The sequence below is a fragment of the Ensifer sp. NPDC090286 genome (assembly GCF_044769565.1).
Taxonomy (GTDB): domain Bacteria; phylum Pseudomonadota; class Alphaproteobacteria; order Rhizobiales; family Rhizobiaceae; genus Ensifer.
Map to the genome: position 1 here is coordinate 353325 of NZ_JBIVYF010000005.1, position 24246 is coordinate 377570.

General features: G+C 63.9%; 22 protein-coding genes. 19 read left to right on the top strand and 3 right to left on the bottom strand.

The window, feature by feature from the left end:
* Positions 1–317 precede the first annotated feature (317 nt).
* From urtA to ACIQUG_RS25840, 6 genes are all read left to right on the top strand, one after another.
* Positions 318–1610, top strand: coding sequence for an urea ABC transporter substrate-binding protein (urtA, locus tag ACIQUG_RS25815; RefSeq protein WP_402324985.1), 1293 nt, complete (start codon positions 318–320; stop codon positions 1608–1610).
* Between the two features lie 172 nt (positions 1611–1782).
* Positions 1783–3399, top strand: coding sequence for an urea ABC transporter permease subunit UrtB (gene urtB / locus ACIQUG_RS25820; RefSeq protein ID WP_402324986.1), 1617 nt, complete (start codon positions 1783–1785; stop codon positions 3397–3399).
* Positions 3396–4556 carry an urea ABC transporter permease subunit UrtC gene (gene urtC, locus ACIQUG_RS25825; RefSeq protein WP_402324987.1) on the top strand — a complete coding sequence of 387 codons (1161 nt, stop codon included), beginning with the start codon at positions 3396–3398 and terminating at the stop codon, positions 4554–4556. Before urtB ends, urtC begins: the two co-directional genes overlap by 4 nt.
* A 4-nt stretch (positions 4557–4560) precedes the next feature.
* Positions 4561–5325 carry an urea ABC transporter ATP-binding protein UrtD gene (gene urtD / locus ACIQUG_RS25830; RefSeq protein ID WP_402324988.1) on the top strand — a complete coding sequence of 255 codons (765 nt, stop codon included), beginning with the start codon at positions 4561–4563 and terminating at the stop codon, positions 5323–5325.
* A gap of 35 nt (positions 5326–5360) precedes the next feature.
* On the top strand, positions 5361–6056 hold the full coding sequence (gene urtE, locus ACIQUG_RS25835; protein ID WP_043617532.1) for an urea ABC transporter ATP-binding subunit UrtE: 696 nt from the start codon (positions 5361–5363) through the stop codon (positions 6054–6056).
* Positions 6057–6361: 305 nt separating this feature from the next.
* Entirely contained in the window at positions 6362–6820 is a 459-nt protein-coding gene (locus ACIQUG_RS25840) for an Rrf2 family transcriptional regulator (protein WP_029742909.1), read from the top strand.
* 47 nt (positions 6821–6867) lie between these two features.
* On the opposite strand, the gene ACIQUG_RS25845 is transcribed toward ACIQUG_RS25840, so the two are convergent.
* A complete protein-coding gene (locus ACIQUG_RS25845; protein ID WP_402324990.1) occupies positions 6868–7581 on the bottom strand; it encodes an SDR family NAD(P)-dependent oxidoreductase in 714 nt (237 codons plus the stop codon).
* A 51-nt stretch (positions 7582–7632) separates the two neighbouring features.
* On the opposite strand from ACIQUG_RS25845, the gene ACIQUG_RS25850 reads away from it, so the two are divergent.
* From ACIQUG_RS25850 to ACIQUG_RS25860, 3 genes are all read left to right on the top strand, one after another.
* Positions 7633–8250, top strand: a complete 618-nt coding sequence (locus ACIQUG_RS25850; protein WP_402324991.1) for a Crp/Fnr family transcriptional regulator — start codon at positions 7633–7635, stop codon at positions 8248–8250.
* A 66-nt stretch (positions 8251–8316) separates the two neighbouring features.
* Positions 8317–8892, top strand: a complete 576-nt coding sequence (locus ACIQUG_RS25855; protein WP_402324992.1) for a class I SAM-dependent methyltransferase — start codon at positions 8317–8319, stop codon at positions 8890–8892.
* A gap of 140 nt (positions 8893–9032) precedes the next feature.
* The gene (locus tag ACIQUG_RS25860) at positions 9033–10259 is read left to right on the top strand and encodes an acyl-CoA dehydrogenase family protein (RefSeq protein WP_402324993.1); all 1227 of its coding nucleotides are present in this window, start codon (positions 9033–9035) and stop codon (positions 10257–10259) included.
* 79 nt (positions 10260–10338) lie between these two features.
* On the opposite strand, the gene ACIQUG_RS25865 is transcribed toward ACIQUG_RS25860, so the two are convergent.
* The gene (locus ACIQUG_RS25865; protein WP_402324995.1) at positions 10339–11736 is read right to left on the bottom strand and encodes an LLM class flavin-dependent oxidoreductase; all 1398 of its coding nucleotides are present in this window, start codon (positions 11734–11736) and stop codon (positions 10339–10341) included.
* A gap of 79 nt (positions 11737–11815) precedes the next feature.
* Complete coding sequence (locus ACIQUG_RS25870; RefSeq protein ID WP_402324996.1) at positions 11816–13033, bottom strand: SfnB family sulfur acquisition oxidoreductase; 1218 nt, start codon at positions 13031–13033, stop codon at positions 11816–11818.
* Positions 13034–13428: 395 nt separating this feature from the next.
* Here ACIQUG_RS25870 and ACIQUG_RS25875 point away from each other — a divergent pair, with 395 nt between their 5' ends.
* From ACIQUG_RS25875 to ACIQUG_RS25920, 10 genes are all read left to right on the top strand, one after another.
* Complete coding sequence (locus tag ACIQUG_RS25875; protein ID WP_043617543.1) at positions 13429–13815, top strand: hypothetical protein; 387 nt, start codon at positions 13429–13431, stop codon at positions 13813–13815.
* Between the two features lie 156 nt (positions 13816–13971).
* Positions 13972–14874, top strand: coding sequence for a LysR family transcriptional regulator (locus ACIQUG_RS25880; protein WP_402325205.1), 903 nt, complete (start codon positions 13972–13974; stop codon positions 14872–14874).
* A 99-nt stretch (positions 14875–14973) separates the two neighbouring features.
* Positions 14974–15462 carry a GAF domain-containing protein gene (locus ACIQUG_RS25885; protein WP_402324998.1) on the top strand — a complete coding sequence of 163 codons (489 nt, stop codon included), beginning with the start codon at positions 14974–14976 and terminating at the stop codon, positions 15460–15462.
* 57 nt (positions 15463–15519) lie between these two features.
* Positions 15520–16638, top strand: coding sequence for an FAD-dependent oxidoreductase (locus ACIQUG_RS25890; RefSeq protein WP_402325000.1), 1119 nt, complete (start codon positions 15520–15522; stop codon positions 16636–16638).
* Positions 16639–16853: 215 nt separating this feature from the next.
* Complete coding sequence (locus tag ACIQUG_RS25895) at positions 16854–17798, top strand: ABC transporter permease (RefSeq protein WP_043617548.1); 945 nt, start codon at positions 16854–16856, stop codon at positions 17796–17798.
* Positions 17795–18613, top strand: a complete 819-nt coding sequence (locus ACIQUG_RS25900) for an ABC transporter permease (protein ID WP_192450370.1) — start codon at positions 17795–17797, stop codon at positions 18611–18613. Before ACIQUG_RS25895 ends, ACIQUG_RS25900 begins: the two co-directional genes overlap by 4 nt.
* Entirely contained in the window at positions 18610–20238 is a 1629-nt protein-coding gene (locus ACIQUG_RS25905; protein ID WP_402325002.1) for an ABC transporter ATP-binding protein, read from the top strand. Before ACIQUG_RS25900 ends, ACIQUG_RS25905 begins: the two co-directional genes overlap by 4 nt.
* 1 nt (position 20239) lies before the next feature.
* Positions 20240–21097 (top strand): serine hydrolase, encoded by an 858-nt coding sequence (locus ACIQUG_RS25910; protein ID WP_402325004.1) that lies wholly within the window; start codon positions 20240–20242, stop codon positions 21095–21097.
* 31 nt (positions 21098–21128) lie between these two features.
* Positions 21129–22673, top strand: coding sequence for an ABC transporter substrate-binding protein (locus ACIQUG_RS25915; RefSeq protein WP_402325005.1), 1545 nt, complete (start codon positions 21129–21131; stop codon positions 22671–22673).
* Between the two features lie 112 nt (positions 22674–22785).
* Positions 22786–24225: a M20 family metallopeptidase gene (locus ACIQUG_RS25920; protein ID WP_402325007.1), complete on the top strand. Its 1440-nt coding sequence runs from the start codon at positions 22786–22788 to the stop codon at positions 24223–24225.
* Positions 24226–24246 lie beyond the last annotated feature (21 nt).

A 24246-nucleotide genomic window follows, 5' to 3' on the forward strand; every position in this document is an offset into this window, starting at 1 on the left:
GCATTCCCCTGCGTCAACGGCCGGCGATAGCCGCTCTGCTACCAGTCGATTCGCGTCGAATATGTGGCGAGGCCGCACGCCCGCTGACCTGCGCCCAGATCAGGTTCTAGGGCTTCCAACGATGGGAAGGTCAAGGCCGCTGCCGTCGCTGCGTTGCAACTGCCCGCGACCAGGCGATCTCTGGCGTTCCTCTTTGCCCCCGGCGCCTACGTAGAATGACGTATGTGCAGTGCAGCGTGGCTGTCCGATGATCCCCTCAAGCAGCGGCTAGAAGCACCGAAAGGCCAGTTGCTCCAGAACGAGAGGGGTTCCATCAGATGACTATCAAGGCAAGCGTGACCGGCGCATTCTTGGCCGCCATCCTGTCGACAACGGCGTTCAGTGGCGCTTTCGCCGCTGACGACACGATCAAGGTCGGCATCCTGCATTCGCTCTCCGGCACCATGGCGATTTCCGAGACGACGCTGAAGGACGCGATGCTGATGCTGATCGACGAGCAGAACAAGAAGGGCGGCCTGCTCGGCAAGAAGCTCGAGGCCGTCGTCGTCGACCCGGCGTCCGACTGGCCGCTCTTTGCCGAAAAGGCGCGCGAACTGGTCTCAGTCGACAAGGTCTCGGCGGTGTTCGGCTGCTGGACCTCGGTGTCGCGCAAGTCGGTTCTGCCGGTATTCGAGGAGCTGAATTCGATCCTCTTCTATCCCGTCCAGTACGAGGGTGAGGAAAGCCAGCGCAACGTCTTCTACACGGGGGCAGCACCCAACCAGCAGGCGATCCCGGCCGTCGACTATCTGATGGAGAACGAAAGCGTCGAGCGTTGGGTGCTCGCAGGCACCGACTATGTCTACCCGCGTACGACCAACAAGATCCTCGAAGCCTATCTGATCGCCAAGGGCGTAAAGCCCGAGGACATCATGATCAACTACACGCCGTTCGGTCATTCCGACTGGCAGACGATCGTCTCCGACATCAAGAAGTTCGGCTCGGCCGGCAAGAAGACCGCCGTCGTCTCGACCATCAACGGCGATGCCAACGTGCCGTTCTACAAGGAACTGGCGAACCAGGGCGTCAAGGCCGAGGACATCCCGGTCGTCGCCTTCTCGGTCGGCGAAGAAGAGCTTGCCGGCCTCGATACCGGCCCGCTCGTCGGCCATCTCGCCGCCTGGAACTACTTCCAGTCGGTCGACACGCCGGCCAACGCCGAGTTCATCAAGACCTGGAAAGCCTATACCAAGAACGACAAGCGCGTGACCAACGACCCGATGGAAGCGCATTACATCGGCTTCAACATGTGGCTGAAGGCGGTCGAGAAGGCCGGCACGACCGATACGGACAAGGTTCTGGACGCGATGATCGGCGTCTCCGTGCCCAATCTTTCGGGCGGCTACTCGACGATGATGCCGAACCACCACATCACCAAGCCGGTGCTGATCGGCGAGATCCAGGCCGACGGCCAGTTCGAGACCGTCTGGGAAACGCCCGGCCTCGTCGTCGGCGACGAATGGTCCGACTACCTGCCGGACTCCAAGGATCTGATCTCCGATTGGCGCGCACCGATGTCCTGCGGCAACTTCAACGTTGCCACCGGCAAGTGCGGCGGCAAGGGCTCCTGATTTCATCACCTAGTCAAAGGCCGGGCGGCTTGCCGCCCGGACAGTGATTGCATGACGAAAACTTGAGACAGGCATGCCCTTCGTTCGGCGGCGCGCACGAGCGAAGGGAGCCTGCCTGGGGCTATGACGGGTTTGTGCATGCGCCGCATGACCGGACCCGGACGAGGGGGCCATGTACCGAATTCTGCAGATCCTGTTTGTTGCGCTGTGCCTGGTGATATCGGCCCATGTGGTCGGTGCCCGCGCAGCCGAAGACCTCGGCCCGCTGATCGACCAGCTGGGCAGCGCGAAACTTTCCGACATGGACGACCACATAACGGCGCTGGCCAAGACCGGCGACGCGAAGGTCATTCCGGTGCTTGAGGCCTTGGGCGAGGGTGAGCTTTACCAGCGCAAGTCCGACGGCAAGGTCTTCCTCGTCAAGGCGCAGGGCGCAGACCTGTTGCTCGTCGATCCCGTGACCGCCGCCGAGGCCGGAACTGCACCGAAGGCGACGATGCAGAAGGTAAAGGTCAACAATGCCGTGCGTCGTGCGGTGCGCAGCGCGCTCGGAGGCCTTACACTCTTCAGTGACGACACCGGCGCGCGGATGAAGGCGGCACAATCCATGTTGCAGGCGCCAAATGCCGATGCGCTCGAGTCAATCGAAACGGCGATCGCAGCCGAAAAGGACGGGGCTGTGCGCCAGGTTCTCGACGAGGCCCGCGCGGTGACACTGCTCATCTCGGATCGCCCCGACGATCAGAAGCGCCAGGCGATCACGCTGCTTGCCGAAGGCAACGGGCGGAGCGGGCTTGCCGTCCTGACCTCTGCTCTCGCGACTGCCGATGTTTCTCTCAAACCCGATATCGAGGCGGCGATCGCCCGGATCGAGCAGACCCAGGCCTTCTGGAGCGCCGGGCAGAACGTCTGGTACGGGCTGTCGCTCGGCTCCGTCCTTTTGCTGGCGGCAATCGGCCTTGCCATCACCTTCGGCGTCATGGGCATCATCAACATGGCCCATGGCGAGATGGTCATGCTCGGGGCCTACACGACCTTCCTGGTGCAGGAGGTCATACGCAATGCCTATCCCGGCCTCTTCGACTGGTCGCTGGCGATCGCGCTGCCGCTTGCCTTTCTCGTGACCGGCGCGGTCGGCCTTGCGATCGAGCGCGGTGTCATTCGTTTTCTCTATGGCCGCCCGCTCGAAACGCTGCTTGCCACCTGGGGCATCTCGCTCATCCTGCAGCAGTCGGTGCGTTCGCTCTTCGGGCCGACCAACCGCGAGGTTGGCAATCCCTCCTGGATGTCCGACGCGTTTGATCTCGGCGGGCTGACGATCACCTGGAACCGCCTCTGGATCATCGTCTTCGCGCTGGCGGTCTTCGCCGCCCTCCTGTTTCTGCTGAAGAAGACGCCGATGGGGCTTCGGATGCGGGCCGTGACCCAGAACCGGCGCATGGCGTCCTCCATGGGTATTCGCACGCCGCTCGTCGATGCCCTGACCTTCGCGCTCGGCTCCGGCATTGCCGGCATGGCGGGTGTGGCGCTCTCGCAGATCGACAACGTCTCGCCCAATCTCGGACAGGGCTACATCATCGACAGCTTCATGGTCGTCGTCTTCGGTGGTGTCGGCAATCTCTGGGGCACGCTCGTCGGCGCCTTCTCGCTCGGCATCCTCAACAAGTTCCTCGAGCCCTATGCCGGCGCCGTGCTCGGCAAGATCCTTGTCCTGGTGCTGATCATCCTCTTCATCCAGAAGAAACCGCGCGGGCTCTTCGCGCTCAAGGGAAGGGCGGTGGAAGCATGATCACCTCGTTTCTGATGAAGTCAGCAGACCGCAGCATCCTCACGGTCGTGGCGATCCTTGTCGGCCTCGCCATGCTTGTCCCGGCGCTCAACCTCTTGACCGCGCCCGACCATCCACTGCACGTGCCGACCTTTCTGGTCTCTCTGTTCGGCAAGTATCTCACCTATGCGCTCCTGGCGCTGGCGCTCGATCTCGTCTGGGGTTTCTGCGGCATCCTTTCGCTCGGGCATGCGGCCTTCTTCGCGCTCGGCGGCTATGCCATGGGCATGTATCTGATGCGCCAGATCGGCGCGCGCGGCTCCTACGGCAATCCGCTGCTGCCAGATTTCATGGTCTTCCTCAACTGGAAGGAACTGCCCTGGTTCTGGCACGGCTTCGACATGTTCTGGTTCGCCGCCCTGATGGTGGTGCTGGTGCCGGGGCTGCTTGCCTTCGTCTTCGGCTGGTTCGCCTTCCGCTCGCGCGTCAACGGCGTCTATCTCTCGATCATCACCCAGGCGATGACCTATGCGCTGCTGCTCGCCTTCTTCCGCAACGACATGGGCTTCGGCGGTAACAACGGCCTGACCGACTTCAAGGACATCCTCGGCTTCAACATCCAGGCCAACGGCACGCGTGCCGCCTTGTTCGCGGCCTCGGCGCTGATGCTGGCGCTCTGCCTGATCCTGACGTCGGCGATCGTGCGCTCCAAATGCGGCAAGGTGCTCGTGGCCGTGCGTGATGCCGAGAGCCGGACGCGCTTCCTCGGCTACCGGGTCGAACACATCAAGCTTTTTGCCTTCACCGTCTCGGCGATGATGGCGGGCATTGCCGGCGCGCTCTATGTGCCGCAGGTCGGTATCATCAATCCCGGCGAGTTCGAGCCCGGCAATTCGATCGAAGTGGTGATCTGGACGGCGGTCGGCGGGCGCGGCACGCTGATCGGCCCGATCGTCGGCGCCATCCTCGTCAATGGCGGCAAGAGCATCTTCACCGCGGCGTTTCCTGAATTCTGGCTTTTTGCGCTTGGCGGCCTCTTCGTGCTCGTCACCCTGTTCCTGCCGAAGGGCGTCGTCGGAACGGCCGGCGGCTATCTCGCCCGCCGGCGTGCGGCGCGCAAGGCGCGGGCGGCTGAAGTGCCGGACAATCTGGCCGTTGAACCCATGGCGGCGGAGTAAGATCATGAACCAGACAATCGGGCAGACCAAGCCGACCAGCCTTCTCTATCTCGACGGCGTCTCCGTCTCCTTCGACGGCTTCAAGGCGTTGAATGCGCTCTCGTTCGTTATCGAGCCGGGCGAACTCCGGGCGATCATCGGCCCGAATGGCGCCGGCAAGACGACGATGATGGATATCATCACCGGCAAGACCCGGCCGGACGAGGGACAGGTGTTCTTCAAGGGCGAGGTCGACCTGACGAAGAAGGACGAGGCCGAGATCGCCTCGCTCGGCATCGGCCGCAAGTTCCAGAAGCCGACGGTGTTTGAAAGCCACACGGTGTGGGACAACCTCGAACTTGCGCTCAACCGCCAGCGCGGCGTGTTTTCGACGCTGTTCTATCGGGTGACGGCCGAGGACAAGGCGCGGATCGAGGAGATCCTTGCCACCATCCGCCTGTCTTCGCGTCGGGGCGATCTCGCCGCCAATCTTTCGCACGGCCAGAAGCAATGGCTGGAGATCGGCATGTTGCTTGCGCAGGAGCCGGAGTTGCTGCTGGTCGACGAACCGGTCGCCGGCATGACGGACGCCGAGACCGCGGAAACGGCCGTCCTGTTGAAGGAGATCGCCAGGACCCGGTCCGTCGTCGTGGTCGAGCACGACATGGGCTTCATCCGTGAACTCGGGGTCAAGGTCACCTGCCTTGCCGAAGGCGCGGTGCTGGCAGAAGGCTCAATCGATTTCGTCAGCAGCGATCCGAAAGTGATCGAGAACTATCTTGGCCGGTGATGGTCCACACCGAAAATCTTCAAGGAGGGCGCGCCATGCTCAGCGTCGAAAACGTCAATCTGCATTACGGCGCCGCGCAAGCGCTGCGAAACGTGTCGATCACGGCCGAGATGGGCAAGATCACCTGCGTGCTCGGGCGCAACGGCGTCGGCAAGTCGAGCCTGCTTCGGGCGATCACCGGCCAGCATCCGGTCAGCGCCGGCGCGATCGGCTTCAACGGCGCAGCACTCGCCGGCATGGCACCCTATCGGCGGGCAAAAGAAGGCATCGGCTACGTCCCCCAGGGGCGTGAGATCTTTCCGCTGCTGACGGTCAAGGAAAACCTGGAGACCGGTTACGCACCACTGAAGCGCGGCGACCGCTCGATACCCGAGGACGTCTTCAACCTTTTCCCGGTTCTGCGCTCGATGCTCGGCCGTCGCGGCGGTGACCTCTCCGGCGGCCAGCAGCAGCAGCTGGCAATCGGCCGGGCACTGGTGACACGGCCGAAGATCCTGGTGCTCGACGAGCCGACGGAGGGCATCCAGCCTTCGATCATCAAGGATATCGGCCGGGCGATCCGCTACCTCCGGGATTCGACCGGCATGGCGATCCTCTTGGTCGAGCAATATCTCGATTTCTGCCGCGAGCTCGCCGACCACGTCTACATCCTGGACCGCGGCGCTGTGGTCCACGAGGGCGCACCCGAAACGCTGGACACGCCAGAGGCGCGGAGACACCTCACGGTGTGATCGCATCCTGAACAGCGGCGCCTGAGGCGCTCCAACGCTGGATTTCGTGGGGCTTGGGGCAAGCGATGGCAGGCATTTGAGGCAAAACCGCCTGCTCAAGGGAGCGGAAATTTTCCCCTGCCATAAAAGCGCCTTCTAAAATCACTAAATCTATGCAGTAACTTACGTATTTTATTGAGAATGGTGCAGTTTGGGTGTACGACATCCTAAGCGAAAGAGTGCGGCCGTCACAACCCGTTTCCCCCGGTGAATGCCGCGGAACGCGGACTTGTGGCGGCTTTCCTTGTTCAGGAAAGTGAAGTGACATGTTGACCAAAAAAGGAAAATACGGGCTCAAGGCCCTTGTCGACCTGGCTCAACTTGAGCCGGGTGAGACCGCCTTCATCACCGAGATCGCCACGCGGAACAATATTCCGAAGAAGTTCCTGGATGCGATCCTGCTCGAATTGCGCAATGCCGGCATCCTGCGCTCGAAGAAGGGCCCGGGCGGCGGCTATTCGCTTTCCCGGCCGGCCTCCGACATCCGCATCGGCCAGGTCATCCGCACGCTCGACGGCCCCTTGGCGCCGATCCGCTGCGCCAGCCGCACCGCGTTCGAAGCCTGCGACGACTGTGCCGATCCGGTCAACTGTCATGTGCGCAAGTCGATGAGCAACGTTCGCGACGCGATCGCCTCGATCCTCGACAACATGACGCTGGAGCAATTCGCCGCCAACGACAACGCCTCCGAGATCGTCGCCTTGAGGGACGCCGAAGCCGGCTGACCTCGTCGGCTGTACCTGCTATCGCGCGCGACCGAACAATCGCGGCGTCAGAGCTTCCTGATGATCGCGGCGGCCGCTGGTGGCGCTATGATTTCGAGCAGGCGCAGCAGCCGTGCCTTGCCGACATGGATGCGGGTGGCGCCCGGTTCGAGCGCGCGCAGGATTTCCTTTGCCGCATAGGCCGCGCTGATCTTTCCCTTCCCCCGCCCCGAGGTCATCGGGGTATCGACAAGCGGCAGCACCATATCGACCACCCTGACCGCGCCTGCCTGGTGCTGGACGGAGAGCGCGTCCGAAAACATGCGCAGCCCCGCCTTGGTCACGCTGTAAACCGCAGACGTCGTCTTGGGATGGCAGGCGAGCGCTGAGCCGACATTGACGATGACGAAGGGGCGTCCGGGCGTCTTCGGCAGAAGCAGCCGCGACAGCAGCATCGGTGCTAGGAGATTGGTGTCGACTTCGTCGGCGATGTGCTCGACGTCGTAGTAGGGGTCATCGAAGCGGACATTGTGCTGGATGGCCGCGTTGTTGATGAGGCCGTCGATCGAATCCCCCGCCAGCGCGCTGCCGCAGGCAATGGTTGCGGCCCGATCGCGGAGGTCCACCACCCGGGTTTCGATCCGCCGTTTTCGCAGGGTCAAGTCCTGCAGCCGCTCCCGGTCGCGGCCCAGCGCGACGACATCGTGCCCGCCCGCAGCCAGTTGCAGTGCGATCTCCCTGCCGATTCCCGAGCTTGCCCCGGTGACGACGTAGCGTGCCATGTGATCTATTTCCCGTTGTTGCGCAGTCGAATCTGCAACGGGGGGACGGGGATGGCATTAACCGAGGTTAAGCGCGGACAGGGCGCTGCGATTTCGCTGTTCGAGCGCATCGCCGGGCACCCGTTGGCGCAGGCGGAGCGGCTAGCCGAGGCGATCCAGGTGCGCAGCATCAGGGCCGGCGAAACCGTATTCCATCAGGATGAGCCGCATCCCTATGTCTACGTGATCGAAAGCGGCCTGGTGAAGCTCACCTATCTGCGTGCGGATGGCGAGGAATGGATCAAGTCCTTCGCCATCGAAGGTCGGTTCTTTGCCAGCCTCTCGGCCCTGGTGCCCGCCGGTCGGGCAAGCTTCTCGGCGATCGCGGTCGAAGGTGGGCGCCTCGAGAGAATTCCGTTCGTGACGCTGCAGGCGCTGGCCGATGCCGATCTCGGCTGGTCGCGGATGATCCGAAGCGCGCTGATGATGCTGGCTGAGCGAAAGGAGCGCCGCGAACGCCAGTTCCTGACGCTGGATCCCGAGGAACGTTATCGCGCGCTGCTCGTCGAGGAACCGGAGGTGGTGGCGCGCGTGCCGCAGAAGGACCTCGCCGGTTATCTCGGCATCACCCCGGTCGGCCTCAGTCGCATCGCCAAGCGCGTGCGGGCGGAGGGTGGCGCCCAAGCTTAACCCGGGTTAATGCGCAGCATCCGACAAGGAGCGATACCAGCCGCCGTTGCAAAACGGAGGCTCATCTTGACCAAACAGAAAACGGCATCGGATTTCCTGCTCTTCCTCAGATCCTGGGCGGCAAGACCGCTTGAGGTCGCGGCGATCGCACCTTCAAGCAGGCGGCTGGCGGTCGCCATGACCACCGAGATCGGCCCGCTCTGCGGAAACGTGCTCGAACTTGGGCCCGGCACCGGAGCCTTCACGCGGGCACTGCTGCGCAATGGTGTCTACGAGGACAATCTCATCCTGGTGGAGCGCAATCCGGCTTTCGCGACCCTGTTGCGGGAGCGGTTCCCGAGCGCGACGCTGATCGAGGGCGACGCCCAGCACTTGGCGCTGCCGGCGGTGAAATTGGTCGGGGCGGCGATCAGCGGCCTGCCGCTTCTGTCCATGCCGGCGCAGACCGTGCGGGCGATCCTTTCGTCTGTCTTCCATCACCTTGCCGAAGACGGAAGCCTGTTCCAGTTTACCTATGGACCGCGATGCCCGATCTCGCCGCAGGTCCTCGGCGAGCTTGGCCTCAAGGCTTCGTTCCGGCGCTGGGTGCCGCTCAACCTGCCGCCTGCCAGCGTCTACCGCATTTCGCGGAGCTGCGCCTGAGGTACGCGGTCTCATTACCTTGACGGCGCGCGCCGGCTGGGCGGGTAGGACTTTCTCGGCCTCCTGCCCAAGTCGGAATCCATTTGCTGTTATTGTCTATAGAATAAGTTCATTATCGCGTCTCAACCAAGGAGAGGCGGATGAGCAACGTACACTTCCTGAGAGAGCCGGCGCCAGCGAGCGCCGAGCATGACGAAAGGCGCCGAGAGCTTTTCGCGCGCGCCGAGGCACTGTCACAGGATCTTGCCCGGCGCGGCGCCGAACTCGACCGGGTGGGCGCGCCGCCGCGCGAGGAGATCGCGGCACTCCGCCAGGCCGGTCTGTTGACGGCGCTGCATTCGCCGGAGATCGGCGGTGCCGGCTTGAACTGGGTCGACGGCTTGCGACTGGTGCGCATCGTCGCGCGCGGTGAAAGCTCGATCGGGCAATTGCTTGGTTACCACTACGTCAACAGCCAATACGTCTACTGGGCGGCCGCCGACCCCCGGCAGGCCTGGGTGCTGGGCGCCGAAACGGTGGAACGGCAGCTCTACTGGGGGGCCGCCGTCAACCCGCGCGACCCCGGGCTGACGCTGGAGCGACGCGGCGCACACTACGTCTTGAATGGCCGCAAGACGTTCTCGACCGGCGCCCATGTCTCCGATCGCATCAACGTCAATGCGACGCTCGACGGCAAGATCGCCAACTTCGTCGTGCCCACCGACCGCCCTGGCTATATCGCCAACGACGACTGGGACAATATCGGCCAGCGCCTGTCGGACAGCGGCAGCGTCGAGTTCCGCGACTTTCCGGTCTATGGGCGAGATTTCATCCTGCCGCTTGCCGATCCGTCCGACCCGCCAGCGGTGCTGGCGACCTTCAATACGCCGCTGATCCAGCTGGTCTTCGTCAATTTCTATCTCGGCACGGCCGAGGGCGCGCTGGCAGCAGCGCTCGACTACGTCCGCAGCACGACGCGCCCCTGGGTGACATCAGGCGTCGAACGCGCTGGCGATGACCCCTATATCCTCGAGGCGATCGGAGAACTCCAGACAAGCCTGAAGGCATCTGTCGCGCTTGCCGATGCGGCAGCGGCGGCGGTGGAAGCGGCCTTGTCGCAGGGCAGTTCGGTGACGGCCGAGGCACGGGGTGCGGCGGCGATCGAGGCCTATGCTGCCAAGGTGCATTCGACCCACGTGGCGCTCGACGTGACCGCAAGGGTATTCGAATTGATGGGCGCGCGGGCGACTGCCGGCCACTATCGCTTCGACCGTTACTGGCGCAACGTTCGCACCCACACGCTGCACGATCCGGTCGCCTACAAGGCGCGCGAGGTCGGCGACTTTGCGCTCAACGGGCGGATCCCGCTGGTCAGCCTCTACAGCTGAGCCTGACGCACAGGTACTTGTGCAAAAAAAAATCGCCGCCTGAACAAAGGTTCCGGCGGCGTTTCTGTGATGTCTTCGCTTAAGCGGAGGCTGCGACGGCCTGCCTCTGACCGGCGAGGTCGCGATAGCCGGCGCCCGGGTGCGGCGCCGCAAGCCTTGGACCGGCGCCGAAGAGCTTTTCTCGCAGCGTGCCTTCGCGGTAGCCGGTCTTGTAGACGCCGCGCCTTTGCAGTTCCGGCACCAGCAGGTCGACGGCGTCCTCAAAGGTCCCGGGCGTGACGGCATAGGCAAGGTTGAAGCCGTCGACATCGGTGTCCTCGACCCATTCCTGCAGCAGATCGGCGACCGTCGAGGGCGAGCCGACGAACACCGGGCCGAAGCCGCCGATGCCCACCCAGTCGGCCATTTCGCGCACGGTCCACACCCGGTCCGGGTCGATGGTCGTAAAGGTCTCGACGGCCGATTGCACCGCGTTGGTGTACCTGTGGCGCAGCGGTTCGTCCGGGGCGAACTGACCGAAATCGATGCCGGTCCAGCCGGAGATCAGCGCCAAGGCCCCCTCGTAGGAGACGTGCCGGCGGTACTCGTCGAACTTCTTTTTCGCCTCCGCATCGGTTTCGCCGAGGATCACCGTCTGCAGATTGAAGGCCAGGATTTCGCGCGGGTTGCGGCCGGCGCGCGCTGCCGCCTCGCGGACATTGGCGACGTAGCGCTTCAATACGGTTTTGGATGGCGCGGCGACGAAGATGCACTCGGCATGCGCCCCGGCAAAATCCTTGCCGCGGCTCGAAGAGCCCGCCTGGTAGAGCACGGGCGTGCGCTGCGGCGACGGTTCGCTGAGGTGAATACCGGGAACGGTGAAGTGGCGGCCATGATGGTTGATCGGGTGCACTTTTTCCGGATGGGTGAAGATGCCGCTTGCCCGGTCGCGCACGACGGCTGCGTCCTCCCAGCTTCCCTCCCAGAGCTTGTAGCAGACCTCCAGATACTCTTCGGCGAGATCGTAACGGTCGTCGTGGCGCGCCTGCTGCGCCTGGCCGATGTTGAGCGCGCCGCTGTTGAGATAGGAGGTGACGACGTTCCAGCCGACACGCCCCTTCGTCAGATGGTCGAGCGTCGAGATGCGGCGGGCGAAGGTATAGGGGTGCTCGAAGGAGAGTGAGGCCGTCAGCCCGAAGCCGAGATGCTGGGTCTCATAGGCCATGGTCGGCACCAGTTGCAGCGGGTCGTTGACCGGCACCTGGGCCGAATGGCGAAGGGCTGCATCCGTATTGCCGTTCAGCACGTCATAGACACCGAGCACGTCGGCGATGAACAGGCCGTCGAACTTGCCGCGCTCGAGCGTCTTTGCCAGATGCACCCAGTAGTCGAGATCCTTGTAGCGCCAGGACTGGTCGCGCGGGTGGGTCCAGAGCCCCGGCGACTGGTGGCCGACGCAATTCATGTCAAAGGCATTCAGCCGGATTTCGCGGCTCATGGGTTTCTCCTTCGGGCAAGGTTGGGCGTTGCCCGAAGCGCCGGTCACGCCTCGGGCCGATCGCGCGCGGTCGATGGGCTCAGAGTGCGCCGTTCTTCGGCGGTTTGATGCCGTTCAGGTGGTAGTTGCCGACGACGTGATGCTTCCAGCGCACCGGGTCGTGCAGCGTATGGGTGCGGGCGTTTCGCCAGTGGCGGTCGAGGTTGAGGCCGATCTTCGTCGATGCGGTGCCGGCGAGTTCGAAGAGCGTGTTGCTCGCTTCCAGGGCGATTTCGGTCGTCAGGACCTTTGCCGCGGCAACGGCGAGCGTCGCTTCGACCACGCTTTCCTCGGTGCCGTTGATCTGGGCGACGTCGACCTTCTTGCCGGCACGCTCGACCGTTGCCGTTGCCGCCTCCAGGCGAATGGCAAGCTGGCCGATGCGGGCGATCGTCAGCGGATCGTCGGTCGCCCGTTCGACGCCGCTGTCCATCCAGGGGCGGGCATGATTGCGCACGAAATCCAGGGTCTCGGCAAAGGCCGCGCGGGCAATGCCGAGGTCGATGCCGGCATGGATGATCTGGCCGACGGAACCGATCGTCGTCGGTCGCTCGAAGCCGCGGTGATGGCGCACCACCGCATCGGCCGCCACATAAACATTCTGCAGCACGGTCGTGCCGCTGCCGGTCGTGCGCTGGCCGAAGCCGTCCCAGTCGTCGATGATCTGCAAGCCCTCGGCACCACGGGGCACGAAGGCCATTGTCAGCTTGTCGTTCGGATCGAGCGCGAAGACGACGATCCATTCGGCAAAGAGCACGCCGGTCGAATAATATTTGCGCCCGTTGAGGCGGAAGCCGGGGCCGTCGGGGGAAAGCCGGGTCTCATAGTCGCCGACGGTCTTCGTGCCGCGCTCGGAAAGGGCGTTGCCGAAACGATCGCCGGCAAGCGCCCGGCCGAAGAAAAAGGCCTTCTGCTCCTCGGTGCCGTCGGTGCGCAGCGCCTCGAGAATGTAGAAATGGTTCTGCGGGATCTGGCCGATCGAGGAGTCCGCTTCCGAAAGAATGGCGGTGACTTCGGCAAGAACGGCATTGGAGACGTCTATGCCGTCATATTCCGGCGGCACGGTGATCGCCAGCAGGCCGGATTGGGCGAGCGCATCGAGCTCGTCGAAGGGCAGAATGCGATCGGTATCCCGCTCGTTGGCGCTCCCCGCAAATTCCGCCGCCAGCTCACGCGCGATCGACAGCGCTTCCTCTTCGCTTTCGATCCGGTGCGCCGGGGCTCTTGTTTTCTCGGATAGCCGCGAGATCGTTCCCATGTGACTGCTCCCTGTCGATTGAGGTGCATATCAGTGAATTATCTGGCCTGATCGGGTAAGATAGTATATTCTATAGAAATTATCGATTGGAGTATTTCGTTTCGGCCTTGATGGCGACTTGGTGTTTACCTTCGGGTCGGGATGGGTAAAATCGATTCGGGGGAAGGCCGGGGAAGAGGACCCTGGTGACGGTCGGCGGCGTGTATGCTCACCGATTTCCCGCCAAAATTGACTGCGGCTCAGGGAACCATCGCCCGATTTGTGCATTGCCTCATCGCCTGCAGTTTGACCCGTCGCGTGGCCCCAGAGTATCGGCCACCCGGCACGAACACAAATACATGCTGACAGAATTGGCCATTCGCGTTTCCCGGCCTTAACCACTGAAGGAGACACAAATGACGAATTTCCTGCCTGCTCTCCATGAAGGGCACGCCTCCATCACGCTGCAGAACCTGTTTCGTGATGCTCTGGAGGCCTATGATGACTGGGGCGCCAATATGCCCGAGCCCATCGTTGCGTTCGAAGGCAAGCGCATTCCCATCAGCGAGGTCTTCGACTGGATGAAACCTTGCACCGACATCATGCCGGCAAACCTCATCGGCATCGTGACGGACCGGCTGAACAAGCCGTGGAGCGGTGAGGGGCCGCTCGACGCCATGACCGTCTCGACGGCGGCGCGTGTCATGTCGGTGCTGACGCGGCGGCAGCTGCGCAGCTTCGGCCGCGGCTCGATCGAGATCTTCGCCGACCGCTTCAACCATCCGGTCCATGCCAGCGCGTGAGACCGGTGACCTCTGGGGAGCGCGTGCGCGCGCTCCTCGTTCCCGGCCGGTGTCCGGCACGGATTTTCCCGCAGCTTGCCCACCCCTTCCTTGAAGCATCGCCTTCCCGTAAACACGAGGGAGAGCAAGCGGATGTTCGAGCGGACCGGGGGCGGCGTGAATTTTCGACAATTGGAAGTGTTGCGCACGCTGTTGGCGACCGGATCGACGATCGCTGCCGCAAAGACCATGGGGCTCAGCCAGTCCGGCGTCAGCCGCCTGTTGCAGCAGCTCGAGGAAGAGCTGTCGCTGACGCTATTTGCCCGCGACAAGGGCCGGCTGATTGCGACGCCCGAGGCGATGAAGCTCGCCGAGGATGCGGAGCATATCTTGCTCGGCATCGACCGTTTCACCAATCTGGCGCAGGATCTGCGCAGCGGCGCCGTCGGGCCTGAGGTCGTTCGCATCGGCCTGCCGAACAGCATGTCCGAAACCTTCGCCCCGGCGATGCTCGCCGACTATGCCAAGGATTTCCCCGGCGTGCGCGTCGAAACTTTCTTCGACACGACCGTCGCGATCGCCCGCCTCGTCGAGCAACGCATCATCGATTTCGGCTTCCTGCGCTATGAGGGGCAGCTGAGTGCTGGCCTTGAAATGCAGCCGGTCGCAACCGGCCTCAGCGTCTGCGTCATGGAAAAGGGGCATGCGCTTTCGCAGCACCAAACCGTGACGCCGAAGGAACTGCGCGGCGTGCCCTTGATCCTCATCGGCCGCCGCCGGCCGACGCGGGTCATGCTGGACGAGATCTTCCGCAAGGCCGGCGTGCCGCAGAAGGTCAAGATCGAGACCCACAGCAACAGTTCTGCCTGTGCCTACGCGGCCTACGGCCTTGGGGTCGCGATCATCAGCAGCTTCTTTGCCAATCTGCACCGGCATCTCCCGATCGAGATCCGCCCGTTTTCGCCGCACCTTACCCAGGATTTCGGCGTTGCCACCGCGGTCGGCGTTCCGCTGTCGCTCGCAGCGCAGGCAATGATCGACTGCCTGAAAAGGCAGGTCGCCGCTTCGCAGCAGCCGTGAGACAATGGCCTGTCGGCTGCGGACAGGGCGCGCCATTGGCAATGGGGCGGGCGCGACACTACATTGCCGGCCGAGACGAACAGGGAATTGGATGGAATCATGTTTCAGGCGGCCGCAATCGACACAGGCGACAAGCACGCTTTCTACACGGAACTGGCCCAGCAGCTCGAATCGCTGCTTCACGGCGAGCCCAACCTGATCGCCAATGCGGCCAATACGTCGGCGCTGATGTTCCAGGCCATGCCTGATCTCAATTGGGCGGGGTTCTATTTCCTCGAAACCGACCAAGAGCTCGTGCTCGGACCGTTCCAAGGCAAGCCTGCCTGTGTGCGCATCGCCGTCGGCCGCGGGGTCTGCGGCACGGCCGTCAAGGAAGACCGCTCGATCCTCGTGGAAGACGTCCACGCCTTTCCGGGCCACATCGCCTGCGACGCTGCCTCGCGCTCGGAACTCGTCGTTCCGGTCCGGCGCAACGGCCGGGTGATCGGCGTCATCGATCTCGACAGCCCGGAGCCCGCGCGCTTCGATCGTGACGATCAGAACGGCGTCGAAAAACTTGCTGCGATCTTCGCGGCGGCGATCGCGTAGGGCCGCCGCGGTGGATGATCTGGCAAGGGTAGACAAGCTCCGGCTTCGGGGCGCGCCATGACGGATGCCGCTCCGACCGTGGATGTCGAAACGCATGCGCGTGTGGCCCGCAAGATCGACGTCGTCGTCATCGGTGCCGGCCAGGCGGGACTGTCTTCGGCCTATCATCTGAGCCGGCTCGGGCTGGTGCCTCACAGGCAATATGTCGTTATCGACCGGTCGCCGCAGCCGGGCGGCGCCTGGCAGTTTCGCTGGCCATCGCTGACCTTGAACACGGTCAACGGAATTCATGATCTCCCCGGCATGAAATTTTCCGAAGCGGTCGATACCAGCAAGGGCGAGGTCCACGCGGCCGTCGCCGTGCCGCAGTATTACGGCGCCTACGAGAAGGCGTTCGATCTGCCGGTCCGCCGGCCGGTGTCCGTCAAGGTCGTGTGCGACCGGGGCGAGCGCTTCAGGGTGGAGACGGATGACGGCGCCTATGCCGCCCGCGGCATCATCAACGCGACCGGCACCTGGGAGGCCCCCTATATTCCGCCCTATCCCGGCGCGGAGCGCTTCAAAGGGCGCCAGTTGCACACGAAGGATTATCAGTCGGCGGGGCAGTTCGCCGGGCAGCATGTGCTGGTCGTCGGCGGCGGCATCTCCGCCATCCAGCTGCTCGATGAAATATCGCAGGTGACATCGACCACCTGGGTTACGCGGGAGGAGCCGGCCTTTCGCGACGAACCGTTTACGCCTGAGGTCGGACGCGCCGCGGTAGCGATGGTCGAGGATCGGGTTCGCCGCGGCCTGCCGCCGGGCTCGGTCGTCTCGGTGACGGGCATTCCGGTGACACCTGCGATCATCGCCGCACGGGCACGCGGCGCGCTTGAGCGCCAACCGATGTTTGCCGAAATGACCGAACAGGGCGTGCGCTGGCCGGATGGACGCGAACTGGCCGTCGATGTCATTCTGTGGAGCACCGGCTTCAGAAGCGCGCTCGATCACCTGGCGCCGCTCCAATTGCGCAACACCGACGGCGGTATCCTGATGACCGGTCGGCTGGCGACGCAGGTGGCAAAAGACCCTCGGATCCATCTCGTCGGCTACGGTCCGTCGGCTTCCACCATCGGCGCGAACCGGGCGGGAGGCGCTGCCGCTCGCGAACTCTCAGATTTTCTTCATCTGACCTGACGGAACCGGCGCGATCGCGAAGGCTTCGTCGCCGGCAAGGCGGCGGGCAACGCCCGTCCCGCGGCGCTGAAGTTGCATGCCGTTTTCATAGAGGTATGACGTTTACTCATAATATTGCGCGATTTTTTCCAATCGATCATAGTCCCTGTAACAAGAGAGCCGACGGGCGGGAGAATCGCGGTAACGCGTGCGGCCTGCCTCAGTACGGGGAACCCATGATCAAATTCATTCTCAATCGCCTCGTGATGGCGATACCGACGATCGTAATCGTCTCGGTGGCCGTCTTCACGCTTATCCGCCTCATTCCCGGTGACCCGGCAGCGCTGATGCTCGGCGACATGGCCGAGCCGCAGCAGATTGCCGCGTTGCGCACGGAGCTCGGTCTCGACCGCAGCATCCCGGAGCAATTCGTCATCTGGGCCGGCAATATCCTCTCCGGGGATTTCGGCACCTCGATCGTCACCGGCGAGCCGGTGCTGCATCTGGTGGTCAGCCGCTTCTTCGTCAGCGCCGAAATCGTCGTCATCGCCGTGTTCCTTGCAAGCCTGATCGCGGTGCCGGCCGGCGTCATCGCCGCCTGGCGACAGAACAGCCTGACCGACCTGGCGCTCGTCGGTTCGGCGACCGTGCTTCTGTCGATCCCGACCTTCTGGCTCGGCCTTCTTCTGCTTCTCGCCTTCGGCCTGAAGCTCGGCTGGCTGCCGGTGCTCGGCTACGTGCCGATCTCGGAGAACTGGAAGGCCGGGCTTCTCTATCTGGTGCTGCCGGTCATGACCCTCGTCATCCACGAGATGGGCGTGATCATCCGCATGGCCCGCGCCTCGACGCTGGAGGTGCTCAGGCTCGACTACATCACCCACGCCCGCGCCAAGGGGCTCTCGGAAAGTGCCGTTCTCTGGCGCCACGCCTTCAAGAACGCCTTCGGACCCACCTGGACGATGATCGGCCTGATCCTCGGCAATCTGCTCGGCGGCATCGCCGTCATCGAGACGGTGTTCACCATTCCGGGTCTCGGCCGGCTGATGGTCGATGCGATCTTCCAGCGCGACTATCCTGTCATTCAGGGCTGCCTGCTGCTCGTCGCCTTCTCCTATGTCGTCGTCAACCTCGTGGTCGACCTCCTCTATCCTCTCTTCGATCCGCGGGTGGTGGCAGAATGAGAAAGCTCACTTTCAACGGCGTCATTGGCGGCGGCCTGATCGGCCTGCTGGTCGTCACCGCCCTCATCGGCCTTTTCTGGACGCCCTATGACCCGATGGCGCTCGGCTTCACCGCGCGCCTTGCCGCCCCTGGTGCAGCGCACTGGCTCGGCACCGACGAGTTCGGCCGCGATGTCGCCAGCCGCCTGATGGTCGGCGCCCGCGCCAGCGTCTGGATCGGCTTCCTGACCGTCACCTTCGCCGTCGTCTTCGGCACCTTCATCGGCATCGTCAGCGGCTATGCCCGCGGCTGGATCGATGGCGTGATCATGGCGATCAACAATGCGCTTCTGGCCTTCCCCGGCATCCTGCTTGCGCTCGGCCTGCTCGCTGTCTTCGGCGCCAACCAGTACGGAATCATCTTCGCGCTCGGCATCGCCTACACGCCGTCGATGGCCCGCGTGGTGCGCGGTGCAGTGCTGTCGCTGCGCGAACGTGAGTTCATCGAGGCGTCGCGGGTGATGGGCAACGGCGAGATCTACACGATGCTGCGCCATATCCTGCCGAACTGCCTGGCGCCGATCACGGTGCTTGCGACCTCGATGTTCGGCTGGGCAATCCTGTCGGAAAGCGCGCTTTCCTTCCTCGGCCTTGGCGTTCCGCCACCGGCGCCGACCTGGGGCAACATGCTCGCCGCCGGCCGCCCGTTCATCGAACAGGCCGTCTGGCTCGGTTTCTTCCCCGGTCTCTGCATCGCTCTCACTCTGCTCGGCATCAACCTTCTGGGCGACGCCCTGCGCGACAAGCTCGACCCCCGCATGCGAGGCCTGAAATGACCGGCAAGACCCTCTTAAGCGTCGAAGGCCTTTCGTTGGCCGTCAGCCATACCGGCAACCAGGTGGTCAAGAACGTCAGCTTCGACGTCGCGCCCGGCGAAATCGTCGGCATCGTCGGTGAAAGCGGTTCCGGCAAGACGCTGGCGACGCGGGCGATCATCGGCCTCATTCCGCCGGCCGTCCGCCATATCGGCGGAACGATCTTCTACCGGGGCAAGGATGTGCTCGGGATGAAGGACCGCGAGTTGCGTGAGCTTCGCGGCGGCGAAGTCGGCGTCGTCTTCCAGGAGCCGATGACCTCGCTGAACCCGTCGATGACCATCGGCCGGCAGCTCGAAGAAGGGCTGATCCTGCACACAAAGATGTCGGTCGAGGAGCGCCGCACCGCGATCCTCTCGATGCTTGGTCGCGTCGGCATCCGTGAGCCCGAGCGGGCCTTGACCGCCTATCCCCACGAGTTCTCCGGCGGCATGCGCCAGCGCATCATGCTGGCCTCGGTCATGCTGTTGAAGCCGGCCTTGCTGATCGCCGACGAGCCGACCACTGCGCTCGATGCCGTCGTCCAGCGCGACGTCATGGAGTTGATGGTCGAGCTGACCCAGGCCCAAGGCACGGCGGTGCTGCTCATCAGCCACGACCTGCCGATGGTTGCCCGCTACACCAACCGTTTCGTCGTCATGGAAAAGGGCGTCGTCGTCGAGCAGGGGCTGACCGAGAAGATCCTGCAGGCGCCGCAGCATCCCTATACCCGCAAGCTGCTCTCTTCGCTGCCGTTCCGCGGCGCGGCGCGTGAACTCGACACGACGCGCACGCCGATGGTTTCGGCGCGCAACATCGTGGTCGAATATCCGGGCCGCAAGGGGCTGTTCCGTCGCCACGAGCCGAAGCGCGCGCTGCATGGCGTCAGCGTCGATATCCACGTCGGCGAGGTCGTGGCGCTTGTCGGCGGTTCCGGCTCCGGCAAGACGACGCTCGGCCGCACCATCGCCGGCCTCGTCCAGCAGGCCGAAGGCGAGATCCTGTTCCAGGGCCGCGAGCGCAGCGCCGACTGGCGCGACTATCGGCTGAACTGCCAGATGGTCTTCCAGGACCCCTATTCGTCGCTTGATCCGCGCATGACCATCCAGGCGCTGGTCGAGGAAGCGTTGCGGCTCGTGCCGGATCTCGACACGCCGGCCAAGCGCCGCCGTGCGCTTGAAACGCTGGAGGAAGTCGGGCTCAACGCCGATTTCGCCAATCGTTACCCGCATGAACTTTCCGGCGGCCAGCGCCAGCGCGTGGCGATTGCCCGGGCGATCGCGCGGCGACCGAAGTTCCTGATTGCCGACGAGCCGGTTTCGGCGCTCGACGTCACGGTTCGCGCCCAGGTGCTGGAACTCTTCTCCAATCTGCAGAAGCGCTACGGCTTCTCGTGCCTGTTCATCAGCCACGATCTCGGCGTTGTCGAGCAGGTCGCCGACCGGGTCATCGTCATGCAGGACGGGCGCATCATCGAAGAAGGCGACCGCGATCGTATCTTCGATGCGCCGAAGGAGGCCTATACCCGCAAGCTGCTGTCCGCGATCCCGGCGCTCGATCTCAACCAGACCGGCGGCGTCACCCTCAAATGGCGTCTGGAGGCCTGAGATGAACACGGAAACCAAGACCGGCGCGATCGCGGCCGAACTCCATGCGATCGCCGATGCCGAGCCCTTCGTCACCCGCTTCCTCGTGCGCAACCTTCGGACCGGTGAAACCATCGGCCGCGGCGAGCGTGAGGAGACACCGTCGGCCAGCACCCGCAAGACCTCGATCATGATGGCGGCGCTGAAGGCCGTGGCCGAGGGGCGGCTCGATCTCAACGAGCGCATCACCTACGAAGCACGCCTCGCCCAGGAAGTGGCGAGCGGCATGTTCCGCTACCTGACGCCCGGGATCGTCATTTCGCTGCGCGACGCGATCGTCGGCATGATGGTGCTGAGCGACAATGTCTGCACCAAGATGGTGTTCGAGCGACTGACGCTCGAGGAGGTCGACGGCTACTGCAAGGCGCTCGGCATGGTTGGCACGCACCACCGCTTCCTCATACCGCCGCTGGCCCTGAAACCGGATCATTCGCTCGCCGATGTCACGACGACGACGGCCGCCGATCAGGTGATGCTGCTGGAATTGATCCTGGCCGCCGAGCACGATGCCGCGGCTGCGGCGAAGCTTGGCATTACGGTCGAGCTGGCCGCCTTTGCCGTGCAGACGTTGAAGAATCAGGTTCTCCGCTACGGCATCCGCGCGCGGCTGCCCTTCGATACGGTCGCCGCCTGCAAGGGTGGTCGTGGCAAACGCGGCCGCATGGATGCCGGTGTCGTCTATCGCGACGGCAAGCCGCTCTACGCCATTGCTGCCTTTACCGACGGTGTGCCCGCGCTGATGCCCGACGGTACGCCCGGCTACACCATCGCGCTCGAAACCATCGGCAAGCTGTCGCAGGCCTGCTGGCGCGCATTTTGAACCGACAACCAACAACAAGAGAGAGGAACCCATGAAAACCATACTTCTTGCCGGCACCATGCTGATGAGCGCGATCGCACTCGGCCATGCGCGCGACCTGACGGTTGCCCAGAGCTCGGACATCCGCAGCAACGAGCCCGGCGTCAACCGCGACGGCAACACCGACTCGGTGATCTTCCACATCGTCGAAGGCCTGGTCGGCTACGCCGAAAACGGCGAAGTGAAGCCGCTGCTGGCAAAGAGCTTCGAGGCCTCCGCCGATGGCCTGACCTATACGTTCAAGCTGCGCGACGACGTGAAGTTCCACAACGGCAAGCCGCTGACGGCCGAAGACGTGGTCTGGAACTGGAACCGCTACATGAAGCCGGAGACCAAGTGGACCTGCGCCGCTGACTTCGACGGCAGCAAGTCGATCAAGGTGACGAATGTCGCCGCCACGGATGCATCCACCGTGACCATGAGCATCGAGAAGCCCTCGGCGGTCTTCCTCGGCCTGATGGCGCGGCCGGAATGCGGCTACACCGGCATCGTCTCCCAAGAATCCGTCGGCGCTGACGGCGCCTATGTCGCGCCCATCGGCACCGGCCCGTTCAAGTGGGCCGAGTGGAAGAAGGGCGAATACGTCCGGCTCGAAAAATACGCCGATTACGTTTCGCCCGCCAATGACGGCAAGCCGGATGGCATGGTCGGCTCGAAGCGGCCGCTCGTCGACGGCATCAAGTTCATGGTGATCCCGGATGCGTCGACGGTAAAGACCGGCCTGCTTTCGGGCGCGCTCGATACGGCCGAAGTCTCGGCTGATCTCATTGCCGAGTTCAAGGACAGCGACACGATGCAGCTCATCGTCAAGCGCAACAACGGCAAGAACCTGCTCTACTTCCAGACCCGCGACAAGGTGCTGAGCAACGTGGCTGTGCGTCGCGCCATGGCCGAAGCGCTCGACCTTGACCAGCTCGTCGCTGCCGTCTCCAACGGCACCGGTGAAGCCAACGCATCGATGGTCTCGGCCGACTCGATCTTCTACTCCGACGTCCAGAAGAAGAAGATCCCGATTGATCTGGAAAAGGCGAAGAAGAACCTCGCCGATGCCGGCTATAACGGCGAGCCGATAACCATCATCGCCAACAAGCGCGGCAACGTGCCGAGCTTCCCCGCTGCCGTCGTCGCCCAGGCGATGATGCAGCAGGTCGGCCTCAACGTGCAGATCGAAGTGCTCGACTATGCGACCCAGGTCGATCGTCGCCGCTCCGGCAACTACCAGGTGATATCGCAGTCGGTGTCGCCGCGTCTCGATCCGGCGCTGATGTACAGCTTCTATGTCGGCAACAAGGACAAGAACGCCTCGCTGATGTGGGACAACCCGAAGGCGATCGAGCTGATGAAGGCGGCCTATGTCGAGGCCGATCAGGCCAAGCGCCAGGCGATCTTCGACGAGTTTCACCAGCTGATGCTCGAAGAGGTCCCCGGCATCTTCATGTACGACATGGTCGACATCTGGGGCGCCACCAAGAAGCTGCATGGCCAGCCGGTCTGGCAGTCCAACACCCGTCTTTGGGAAGTGACGCTCGACGACTGATGCGGGCGTAGCCCTTCCTCTCCAGCGGATGGCGGCCGTTTGCCGCCCTCCGCACCTCCCTAGACAAACTGCTGATGCGACCGCGCCCCGCGCCGTCGCAAAAGGATGATTGATGCCAAATCCAGCCGCACGAACCGCCCTTGTCGAAACGATCGAAGCGCTGAAGCCCGAATTCGCCGCAATGAGCGACGCGATCTGGGACCACGCGGAACTGAGTTTTCATGAGGAAAAGTCGGTAGCGACACAGATCGCCATGCTTGAGAAGCACGGGTTTCGCGTGTCGCGCGGGCTGGCGGAGATCGACACCGCTTTCGTCGGCGAGAGCGGGCAGGGCCTGCCGGTGATCGCCTTTCTCGGCGAGTTCGACGCGCTGGCTGGTTTGAGCCAGGTAGCCGGCGTTGCCGAAGCGCACGCCGAAGTCGACGGCGGTACGGGCCATGGCTGCGGCCACAATCTGCTCGGCACCGGCTCGCTGCTCGCCGCTGTCGCGCTTGCCCGCTACCTCAAGGAAAACGGCTTGCCGGGCACGGTGCGCTATTACGGCTGCCCCGGCGAGGAAGGCGGCTCCGGCAAGACCTTCATGGCGCGCGCCGGCATCTTTGCCGATGTCGATACGGCGCTGACCTGGCACCCGGCACCCTTCAACGGCGTGCGCTCGACCAACAATCTCGCCGTTCTCGAAATCTACTATCGCTTCAAGGGCGTGGCCGCGCACGCGTCGAACGGTGCCCATCTCGGCCGCAGCGCGCTCGATGCGCTGGAACTGATGAATGTCGGCGTCAACTTCCTGAGGGAGCATATGCCGCAGGATTGCCGCGTGCACTATGCGATCACCGATGCCGGCGGCAAGGCAGCAAACGTCGTCCAGGCCCGTGCCGAGGCGCTCTATCTCGTGCGTGCGCCGCAGATGCCGGAGGCCCTGGCGCTCGCTGCCCGCATCGACAAGATCGCCAAGGGTGCGGCGATGATGACGGAGACCGAGGTCGAGATCGTGTTCGACCGCGCGGCGACCAACCTGCTGCCCAACATCGCGTTGGAAACGGCGATCCACGACAACATGGTGGCGCTCGGCCCGGTGCCCTTCGACGAGGCGGATATCGCCTTTGCCAAGGACATCCAGAAGACGCTGACGGCCGAAGCAATCTCGAGCAGCATCCGGCTCTATCAGATCAAGGCCGACGTTTTCGCCAACAGCCGCATGGACGGTTCGACCGGACTGCATCTCGGCCTGCGCGATTTCGAGGGGCAGTCGCATTTCCGCGCCGGCTCGACCGATGTCGGCGACGTCAGTTGGATCACGCCGACGGCGCAATGCTGGGCGCCTGCCTGGGCGATCGGCACGGCGCCGCACACCTGGCAGGTGGTAGCGCAGGGCAAGAGCCCGGCCGCGCACAAGGCGTTTGCCCACGCGGCAAAATCACTGGCCACGACCGGTCTCGACCTGATCCTCGACGCCGATCTCTTGGCGCGGGCAAAGGCCGAATGGCGGGAAAAGACCGAGGGCAAACCGTACCAGTGCCCGATCCCTGATCATATCGGTCCCAAGCTCTGATTTCACTTTTTCGATGCTTGC

Bases quoted from the DNA above. Each gene is read 5' to 3' on its own strand.
- urtA (WP_402324985.1), top strand. From the start codon at position 318: ATGACTATCAAGGCAAGCGTGACCGGCGCATTCTTGGCCGCCATCCTG.
- urtB (WP_402324986.1), top strand. From the start codon at position 1,783: ATGTACCGAATTCTGCAGATCCTGTTTGTTGCGCTGTGCCTGGTGATA.
- urtC (WP_402324987.1), top strand. From the start codon at position 3,396: ATGATCACCTCGTTTCTGATGAAGTCAGCAGACCGCAGCATCCTCACG.
- urtD (WP_402324988.1), top strand. From the start codon at position 4,561: ATGAACCAGACAATCGGGCAGACCAAGCCGACCAGCCTTCTCTATCTC.
- urtE (WP_043617532.1), top strand. From the start codon at position 5,361: ATGCTCAGCGTCGAAAACGTCAATCTGCATTACGGCGCCGCGCAAGCG.
- ACIQUG_RS25840 (WP_029742909.1), top strand. From the start codon at position 6,362: ATGTTGACCAAAAAAGGAAAATACGGGCTCAAGGCCCTTGTCGACCTG.
- ACIQUG_RS25845 (WP_402324990.1), bottom strand. From the start codon at position 7,581: ATGGCACGCTACGTCGTCACCGGGGCAAGCTCGGGAATCGGCAGGGAG.
- ACIQUG_RS25850 (WP_402324991.1), top strand. From the start codon at position 7,633: ATGGCATTAACCGAGGTTAAGCGCGGACAGGGCGCTGCGATTTCGCTG.
- ACIQUG_RS25860 (WP_402324993.1), top strand. From the start codon at position 9,033: ATGAGCAACGTACACTTCCTGAGAGAGCCGGCGCCAGCGAGCGCCGAG.
- ACIQUG_RS25865 (WP_402324995.1), bottom strand. From the start codon at position 11,736: ATGAGCCGCGAAATCCGGCTGAATGCCTTTGACATGAATTGCGTCGGC.
- ACIQUG_RS25870 (WP_402324996.1), bottom strand. From the start codon at position 13,033: ATGGGAACGATCTCGCGGCTATCCGAGAAAACAAGAGCCCCGGCGCAC.
- ACIQUG_RS25875 (WP_043617543.1), top strand. From the start codon at position 13,429: ATGACGAATTTCCTGCCTGCTCTCCATGAAGGGCACGCCTCCATCACG.
- ACIQUG_RS25885 (WP_402324998.1), top strand. From the start codon at position 14,974: ATGTTTCAGGCGGCCGCAATCGACACAGGCGACAAGCACGCTTTCTAC.
- ACIQUG_RS25890 (WP_402325000.1), top strand. From the start codon at position 15,520: ATGACGGATGCCGCTCCGACCGTGGATGTCGAAACGCATGCGCGTGTG.
- ACIQUG_RS25895 (WP_043617548.1), top strand. From the start codon at position 16,854: ATGATCAAATTCATTCTCAATCGCCTCGTGATGGCGATACCGACGATC.
- ACIQUG_RS25900 (WP_192450370.1), top strand. From the start codon at position 17,795: ATGAGAAAGCTCACTTTCAACGGCGTCATTGGCGGCGGCCTGATCGGC.
- ACIQUG_RS25905 (WP_402325002.1), top strand. From the start codon at position 18,610: ATGACCGGCAAGACCCTCTTAAGCGTCGAAGGCCTTTCGTTGGCCGTC.
- ACIQUG_RS25910 (WP_402325004.1), top strand. From the start codon at position 20,240: ATGAACACGGAAACCAAGACCGGCGCGATCGCGGCCGAACTCCATGCG.
- ACIQUG_RS25915 (WP_402325005.1), top strand. From the start codon at position 21,129: ATGAAAACCATACTTCTTGCCGGCACCATGCTGATGAGCGCGATCGCA.
- ACIQUG_RS25920 (WP_402325007.1), top strand. From the start codon at position 22,786: ATGCCAAATCCAGCCGCACGAACCGCCCTTGTCGAAACGATCGAAGCG.